This window comes from Streptomyces sp. NPDC018031 (genome assembly GCF_044327625.1).
Classification (GTDB): Bacteria; Actinomycetota; Actinomycetes; order Streptomycetales; family Streptomycetaceae; genus Streptomyces.
Genome location: NZ_JBIRFT010000043.1, coordinates 1 through 9,268 on the forward strand (window position 1 = coordinate 1; position 9,268 = coordinate 9,268).

At 75.2% G+C, this 9,268-nt stretch carries 2 protein-coding genes; both read right to left on the reverse strand.

The window, feature by feature from the left end:
- Positions 1-6,518, reverse strand: a 6,518-nt coding sequence (locus ACH4B3_RS34070) for a type I polyketide synthase (protein ID WP_398469641.1), incomplete at its 3' end; no start/stop codon positions are given.
- A gap of 32 nt (positions 6,519-6,550) precedes the next feature.
- A partial coding sequence (locus ACH4B3_RS34075; RefSeq protein ID WP_398469643.1) for a type I polyketide synthase occupies positions 6,551-9,268 on the reverse strand: 2,718 nt, incomplete at its 5' end.

Here is a 9,268-nt window from a genome sequence, read left to right on the forward strand (position 1 = left end):
CACTCCTCCAACCCCGCCCGGAACACCGGATCCGCATCCAGCAACTCCACCGCCATACCCGCCCACTGCGACCCCTGACCGGGAAAGACGAACACCGCACGACGGTGCCCCGACCCCTCCCCCGTCACCACCTGCGACGCACCCGCCGCCTCCCCGGCCGCCAGCGCCCGCAACCCCGCCAGCAACTCCTCCCGGTCACCACCCACCACCACCGCACGATGGTCGAACGCCGCCCGCGACACCGCCAGCGACCGGCCCACCTCCGCCACACCCCACTCCGGGGCGGCCGACACGGCCTCCGCCAACCGCGCCGCCTGCGCCCGCAACGCCCCCTCACCCCGGCCCGACACCACCCACGGCACCACCCCCGGCACCACGCCGGGAACACTCTCGGCCGGAACCTCCTCGACAGGAGCTTCCTCCAGGATCAGATGGGCGTTGGTGCCGCTGATGCCGAAGGCGGAGACACCGGCCCGGCGGGGCCGTTCCGACGGCGTCCACGGGCGCTCCTCCGTGAGCAGCGCCACGCTCCCCGCCGACCAGTCCACATGGGTGCTGGGCGCCGCGACGTGCAGGGTGCGCGGCAGCACCCCGTGCCGCATCGCCATCACCATCTTGATCACACCGGCCACCCCGGCCGCCGCCTGGGTATGCCCGATGTTCGACTTCAGCGAGCCCAGCCACAGCGGCGCCCCGTCCTCACCGCGGTCCTGGCCGTAGGTGGCCAGCAGCGCCTGCGCCTCGATCGGGTCACCCAGCTTCGTCCCCGTGCCGTGCGCCTCCACCACGTCCACATCGGCCGCCGACAGCCGGGCGTCGGCCAGGGCGTCCCGGATCACCCGCTGCTGGGAGGGGCCGTTGGGGGCGGTCAGGCCGTTCGACGCGCCGTCCTGGTTGAGCGCCGAGCCGCGGATCACCGCGAGCACCCGGTGCCCGTTGCGGCGCGCGTCGGAGAGCCGCTCCAGGAGGACCACGCCGACGCCCTCGGCGAGGCCGAAGCCGTCCGCGTCGTCGGAGAACGCCTTGCACCGGCCGTTCTCGGCCAGCGACCGCAGCCGGCTGAAGCCGATGAACGCGCCCGGGGTGGGCATGACCACCGCGCCGCCGGCGATGGCGGTGGCGCACTCGCCGTTCCGCAGCGACCGGCAGGCGAGGTGCAGGGCGACCAGGGAGGAGGAGCAGGCGGTGTCGACGGTGATCGCGGGCCCCTCCAGGCCGAACGCGTAGGCGACGCGGCCGGAGATGACGCTGGTGACGCTGCCGGTCACCACGTAGTCCTCGATGGCCTCGGGCGCCTCGTGCGCCTCCACTCCGTATCCGTGCGCCATCGCGCCGACGAAGGTGCCGGTGCGGCTGCCACGCAGGGCGGCGGGGTCGAGGCCGGCGCGTTCGAACGCCTCCCAGGAGGTCTCCAGCAGCAGCCGCTGCTGCGGGTCCATGGCCACCGCTTCACGGGGGCTGATCCCGAAGAACTCGGCGTCGAACCGGTCGACGCCGGCGAGGAAGCCGCCCTCGCGGACGTAGCTCTTGCCCTTGCGGCTGGGGTCGGGGTCGAAGAGGTCCGCCACGTCCCAGCCGCGGTCCTCGGGGAACGCGTCGACGGCGTCCCCGCCGGCGGCCAGCAGCCGCCACAGGTCCTCGGGGCTCGCCACGCCGCCGGGGAACCGGCACGCCATGCTGACGATCGCGATGGGTTCGTCCGCCGCCGCGGAGGCGCCGGCCGCGGCGGGCGGCGCCGTCGGCGCGGGCTCCGCGGTCAGCCGCATCTCCCCGCGCAGGTGCTCGGCGAGGACCAGGGGCGTCGGATGGTCGAAGACGAGCGTCGCGGGCAGTTTCAGGCCGGTGGCGGTGGCGAGCCGGTTGCGGAGTTCGACCGCCGTCATGGACTCGAACCCGATGTCCTTGAACGCCCGGTCGTGGCCGACGGCCTCGGCGGTGGTCCGCCCGAGGACGGCCCGGGCGTGGGTCACCACCAGGTCCAGCAGGGCGCGCCGCTGGTCCGCCTCGGGCAGCTCGGCGAGCCGCTGTCCCAGCTCGGTGCGGACGCCGCCGCCCTCCGGCGCGGTGGCGTCCGGCCCGGTCGTGGCGGTGTCGAGGAAGGGCCGGGCGCCGGGCAGTTCGTCGAGCAGGCGGCTGGGCCGCATCGCGGTGAACAGCGAGACGAACGGCTTCCAGTCGATGTCGGCCACGGCGACGAAGGTCTCGTCGTGGTCCAGGGTCTGCTGCAGCGCGGCGATGGCCAGCTCCGGCCGCATCAGGGGCAGCCCCTGGCCACGGACCCGGCGCTGCCGTTCGGCCACGTCGAGGCCGCCCAGCTGCTCCCAGGTCTTGAGCGCGTCCTCCCACACGCCCCATGCCACCGAGGTGACGGGGAGCCCCTGCGCACGGCTCTGTTCCGCGACCGCGTCCAGTGCGGCGTTGGCGGCGGCGTAGGCGAGGTGGTCGCCGCTGCCCCATACCCCGGCGATGGACGAGAACATCACGAAGGTGTCCAGCGCCGCCGGGTCCAGGAGTTCGGCCAGGTGCCGCGCCCCGTCGACCTTGGCGCCGAGGACGGCGGCGAACCCCTCCAGGGTCGTTTCGGCGACCGGGGCCAGTTCGATGAAGGCGGCCGTGTGCAGCACCGCGCGGACCGTGTGGCCGGCCTCCGCCAGGTCGCCGACGAGGCCGGCGACGGCGTCCCGGTCGGAGATGTCGCAGGCGGCCAGCGTCACGCCGACGCCCATCCCGGTCAGTTCGGCCGCCAGTTCCGGCGCGCCGGGCGCGTTCGGTCCCGAGCGGCTGACCAGCACCAGGTGTTCGGCGCCGGAGGCGGCCAGCCAGCGGGTGATCCGCGGCCCCAGGCTGCCGGTCGCGCCGGTGACCAGGACGGTGCCCCGGGGGCTCCAGGCGCGGGCGGGCCGGGTGTCGCCGAGCGGGGCGTCGACCATCCGCCGTACCAGCATGCCCGTCGGGCGGATCGCCACCTGGTCCTCGCCGTCGAGGCCGGCCAGCACCTGGCACAACCGGCCGGACGCCGGTGCGTCCACGGTCTCGGGCAGGTCGATCAGTCCGCCCCACTGCCGCGGGTGTTCCAGGGCCACGACCCGCCCCATGCCCCATATCTGCGACTGGACCACGCTGGACAGCGGCTCGGCCGGGCCGGTGGCCACCGCCCCCCGGGTGGCGCACCACAGCGGTGCCCGCAGGTCCGCGTCGGCCAGGGCCTGCGCCAGGGTCAGGGTCAGGGCCACACCGGTGGCCAGCGCCGGGTGGTCGGGGTGAGCGGACTCGTCCAGGCCGAGCAGCGACAGCACGCCGGTGGGCGCCACGGGGTCCGCGCCGTCGCCGGCGCCCTCGCCGAGGACGGCGCGCAGCCGGCCGGCGATCAGGGCGCGGTCGGCGTCCGCGGCGGAGAGCTCCAGGGTGACGGCCCCGGCGCCGCGCTCGGTGAGTGCCCGCCGGGCGGCCACCACCCACGGGTCGTCGGTGTGGCCCTGCGGTACGGCCACCACCCAGGTGCCGGACAGGGCGGTTCCGGGGGCGTCGTGTACCGGCTTCCAGGCGATGCGGTAGCGCCAGCCGTCGACGACGGACTCCTCCTGGCTCTGCCGGCGCCATGACGAGAGTGCCGGCAGGAGCGCGTCGAGGGAGGCCCGCTGTTCCGTGTCCTCGATCCGGAGGGTACGGGCCAGCGCCGTGGCGTCCGCGTCCGTCACCGCTTCCCAGAACCCGGTCTCCCGGGGGTCCGCCGGGCCGGCCGGTCCGCCGGTGTGCTCGGGCTCGGCGTCCCGGATCCAGAAGCGCTGGTGCTGGAAGGCGTAGGTGGGCAGGTCGAGCGGGCGGTCGGGGACGCCGGCCAGGAAGGTTCCCCAGTCGACGGGGACGCCGCGGGTGTAGGCCTCGGCGAGGGAGGTGAGCATGCGCCGCGGGCCGCCTTCGTCCCGCCGCAGCGAACCCACCACCACCGCGGGCAGGCCCGCGTCCTCAGCCGTCTCCTCCACGCCCATCGTCAGCACCGGGTGCGGCGTGCATTCGATGAAGGTGCGCAGTCCGTCGGCGAGCAGGGCGCGGACGACCGGTTCGAAGCGCACCGGTTGGCGGAGGTTGGTGTACCAGTACTCCGCGTCCAGACTGGTGGTGTCCAGCAGGCCGCCGGTCACCGTGGAGTGGAACGGCACCCGCGCCGGCATCGGGGAGATCCCCGCCAAGTCCGTCGCCAGCCGCTCACGGATCGCCTCCACATGCGCCGAGTGCGAGGCGTAGTCCACCGGGATCCGCCGCGCCCGCACCCCACGGTCCACCAGGTCCGCCACGATCTGCTCGACCGCTTCCGCGTCCCCGGCCACCACCGTGGAGCCCGGGCCGTTCAACGCCGCGACGGACAGCCGGCCCTCCCACCGGGCCAGCTCCTTCTCCACCTCGGCCACCGGCAGCGGCACCGAGGCCATCCCGCCCTCGCCGGCGATCTCCAGCAGCGCCTTGGACCGCAACGCCACCACCCGCGCCGCGTCCGGCAGGGACAACGCCCCGGCCACACACGCCGCCGCGATCTCACCCTGGGAGTGGCCCACCACCGCGGCCGGTTCCACCCCCGCCGCCCGCCACACCCGTGCCAGCGACACCATCACCGCGAACAGCGCCGGCTGCACCACATCCACCCGCCGCAGATCCGGCGCCCCCGCCGCACCCCGCAGCACCTCCGGCAACGACCAGTCCGTGAACGGGGCCAACGCCTCCGCACACTCCTCCATCCCCGCCCGGAACACCGGATCCGCATCCAGCAACTCCACCGCCATACCCGCCCACTGCGACCCCTGACCGGGAAAGACGAACACCGCACGACGGTGCCCCGACCCCTCCCCCGTCACCACCTGCGACGCACCCGCCGCCTCCCCGGCCGCCAGCGCCCGCAACCCCGACAGCAACTCCTCCCGGTCACCACCCACCACCACCGCACGATGGTCGAACGCCGCCCGCGACACCGCCAGCGACCGGCCCACCTCCGCCACACCCCACTGAGGAGCCGCCGACACGGCCTCCGCCAACCGCGCCGCCTGCGCCCGCAACGCCCCCTCACCCCGGCCCGACACCACCCACGGCACCACCCCCGGCACCACGCCGGAAGCACCCTCGGCCGGAACCTCCGCCGCGGGAGCCTGCTCCACGATCACGTGGGCGTTGGTGCCGCTGATGCCGAAGGAGGAGATGCCCGCGCGGCGCGGGCGTCCGGTCTCCGGCCAGTCCCGGGCCTCGGTCAGCAGCTCCACCGCCCCGGCCGACCAGTCCACGTGCGGCGTCGGCCCGTCCACGTGCAGGGTGCGCGGCAGCACCCCGTGCCGCATCGCCATCACCATCTTGATCAGGCCGCCGACGCCGGCCGCCGCCTGGGCGTGCCCGATGTTGGACTTCAGCGACCCCAGCCACAGCGGCTGGCCCTGCGGCCGCCCCTGGCCGTAGGTCGCCAGCAGCGCCTGCGCCTCGATCGGGTCACCCAGCTTCGTCCCGGTACCGTGCGCCTCCACGGCGTCCACGTCCGCCGGGGTGAGTCCGGCACCGGCCAGCGCCTGCCGGATGGCCCGCTGCTGGGAGGGCCCGTTGGGGGCGGAGAAGCCGCTGCCGCCACCGTCCTGGGTGACGGCGGAGCCGCGCACCACGGCGAGTACCCGGTGGCCGTTGCGGCGGGCGTCGGAGAGCTTCTCGACCAGCAGCACACCGACGCCCTCGGCCCAGCCGGTGCCGTCCGCCTGTGCCGCGAAGGACTTGCAGCGACCGTCCCGGGACAGGCCGCCCTGCCGGCTGAACTCCACGAAGCCCATCGGTCCGGTCATCACGGTGACGCCGCCGGCGAGTGCGAGGGAGCACTCCCCCTGCCGCAGGGCCTGCACGGCGAGGTGCAGGGCGACCAGGGAGGAGGAGCAGGCGGTGTCAATGGTGACCGCCGGGCCCTCCAGGCCGAGGTGGTAGGCGACGCGTCCGGAGGCCACGCTGCCCGAGTCGCCGGTCAGCACATAGCCTTCCAGCTCGTCCGGGAGCCGGCGGACGCGACTGGCGTAGTCCTGGTGCATGACCCCCGCGAAGACGCCGGTCTTGCTGCCGCGCACCGTGGCGGGGTCGATGCCGGCGCGTTCGAAGACCTCCCAGGAGGTCTCCAGCAGCAGCCGCTGCTGCGGATGCATCGCGGCCGCCTCGCGCGCGTTGATGCCGAAGAAGTCCGCGTCGAACAGGGCGGCGTCCTGGACGAAGCCCCCTTCCCGGACGTAGCTCCTGCCCGGTGCCTCGGGGTCGGGGTCGTAGAGGCCGTCGACGTCCCAGTCCCGGTCCTCGGGGAACGGGGTGATGACGTCGCTGCCCTGGACCACCACGCGCCACAGGTCCTCGGGGGTCCGCACGTTCCCGGGGTAGCGGCAGGCCATACCGATGATCGCGACCGGCTCGGTGGCCGCGGCGGTCAGCTTCCGGTTCTGCTGCCGAAGCTGCTCCGCCTCCTTGAGGGAGGCCCGCAGCGCCCTGACGACGTCTTCACTACTGGTGCTCATCAACAACTCCGAACCTGAGGGTCAAGGGGGGGTCAGTTGTCGCCGAGGGCTACGCGGACCAGGCTCGCCAGATCCATGGACTCCAGGGAGTCCACCAGTTCGCTGCCGCCTTCCCCGTCCTCGTCGCCGTGGCCGCCGGCCGGGGTGGGCGAGCCCGCGTCGGCGAGCCGGAGCAGGGTGGCGACCAGGCCCGCCTCCTGGAACCGGGCCAGCGGGATGGACGCCAGAGCGGCGCGGAATCCGGCCTCGTCGGGGAGTTGCCCGGCCTCGTCGCCGTCCGGTGCCGCCGGCTCCGCGGCGGCGGGGAACATCACCTGGCGCAGGTGGCCGCCCACCGCGGCCGGGGTGGGATGGTCGAAGATCAGGGTCGGGGAGAGCCGGGCGCCGATCGCGTCGCCGAGCCGGTTGCGGAACTCCAGTGCGGTGAGCGAGTCCAGACCGAGGTCCAGCAGGCCCCGGTCCGGCGCGACCGCGTCCGGCGTGGCGTGGCCGAGGACCGCGGCGAGGTGGGTGCGGGTCAGCTCCAGCAGGATGCGCTCCTGTTCGGCGGCGGCCAGCCCGGTCAACCGCTGCCGCAGGGCGTCCGCGGCGCCCTCGCCGGGGCCGCCGCGGGGCCGTACCGGAACCAGTGCGCGGAGGATCGGCGGCGCCTCGCCGCGCTGCCGCATGCCCACGGTGTCCAGCCTGGCCGGCACCACCACCGCGCGGTCCACGGCCAGCGCGGCGTCGAACAGGGCGAGTCCCTGTTCCGTCTCCATGGGCAGCAGCCCGGTGCGGCTCAACCGACGCACATCGGTCGCGTCGAGGTGCCGGGTCATCCCGCTGGCCTGTGCCCACAGGCCCCAGGCGAGTGACACCGCGGGCTGTCCGGCCGCGCGGCGCAGTTCGGCGAGCGCGTCCAGGAAGGCGTTGCCCGCCGCGTAACCGGACTGTCCGGCGTTGCCGAGGACGCCCGCGGCGGAGGAGAACATCACGAAGGCGGTCAGGTCCGCCTCCCGGGTCAGCTCGTGCAGGTTCCAGGCGGCGTCCACCTTGGGGCGGAGCACCCCGGCGAGCCGCTCCGGGGTCAGCGCATCGATCACGCCGTCGTCCAGCACGCCCGCGGTGTGCACCACGCCGGTCAGCGGCCGGTCATCGGGCAGGCCGGCGAGGACGGCGGCGAGCGCGTCCCGGTCCGCGGCGTCGCACGCGGCGACCGTCGTCTCCGCGCCCAGCCCGGCGAGTTCGGCCACCAGCTCCGGCAGACCTTCCGCGGCGGCACCGCGCCGGCTGAGCAGCAGCAGGTGCCGTACGCCGTGTGTCCGGACCAGGTGGTGGGCCACCAGCCGGCCGAGCACCCCGGTACCACCGGTGACCAGCACGGTTCCCTCGCCGCCGAAGGTGGTGCCGCTCCCCGCCCGGTTCCCCTCGGGCGCGTCCATCCGGTCGGCCGCGGCGGCGGCCCGGGCGATCCGGGCCACCCGCACCCGCCCGGCGCGGAGCGCGATCTGGGGCTCGTCGGTGGCCAGGGCGCCGAGCAGGGCCGCCGAGGAGCGTGCGTCCCCGTCGGTGTCCACCAGCACCAGGCGTCCGGGGTTCTCCGACTGTGCCGAACGCACCAGCCCCCACACCGGGGCGTGGACCACGTCCGGGCCGGTGTCACCGGGGCCGGTCACCATCGCGCCACGGGTCAGCAGCACCAGGCGGGAGGTGGCGTACCGGTCGTCGGCGAGCCATGACCGGACCAGTGCCAGTGCCCGCCGGCCCGCGGTGTGGACGGCCCGGACCACCGACGCGTCGGTGTCCTCGGCGCCCTCCGGCTCCGGCGCCTCCTCCGGCAGGTTCACGATCACCAGCTCGGGGGCTGCGGCGCCGGAGGCGAGTGCCTCGGTCAGCGCCATGAGGTCCGGGTACCGGGACGGCCGGTCGGCGGCGGCGCCCATGTCGTCCACCCGGCACAGGTGGTCGGCGCCGATGACCGCCGTGCTCGGCACCGCGGCGGCCGGGGCGGCCGGCGGATCGGTCCACTCCACGACGTGCAGCGAGTCCTGCGACCGGCTGCCTGCCGCGGCGAGCTGCCCGGGGGTGGCCCGGCGCAGCATGAGGGTGCCGACCGAAACCACGGTCCGGCCGGCCTCGTCGGTCGCCGTCAGGGACAGTGTGTCCGCGTCGGTGGACAGCCGGGCGCGCAGCACGGTGGCGGCTTCGGTGTGCAGCGTGACGTCGCTCCAGGCGAAGGGCAGCCGGACGTGGTCCGCCCCGTCCAGCAGGGCGGCGTGCAGGGCGGCGTCGAAGAGCGCCGGGTGGACGCCGAAACGCGCGCTCTCGGCGTGCTGTTCCCGCGGCAGCCGGATCTCCGCGTAGACCTCGGCGCCGCGTCGCCACATGGCCTGGAGGCCCTGGAAGGTCCGGCCGTAGCCGAAGCCCACCTCGGCGAGGCGCTCGTACAGCCCGTCGACGGGGACGGGTTCGGCACCCGGCGGCGGCCACGGCGAGTCCGCGGCGGGGGCCGGTGCCCCGGCGTCGGAGGCCGGGGCCAGCACCCCGCTCGCGTGCCGGGTCCAGGGCTCGCCCTGGTCACCGGGCGGCGCCGGATCGGCCGGTGTCTCGTCGGCGGGTTCGGGTCGGGAGTGGATGGTCAGGGGCCGGCGGCCGGTGTCGTCCGGACCGCCGACGCGTACCTGGACCTGCACCCCGCCCTGGTCCGGAAGCACCAGCGGTGCCTGGAGCGTCAGCTCCTCCACCCGCCCGCACCCCAGCTGACCACCGGC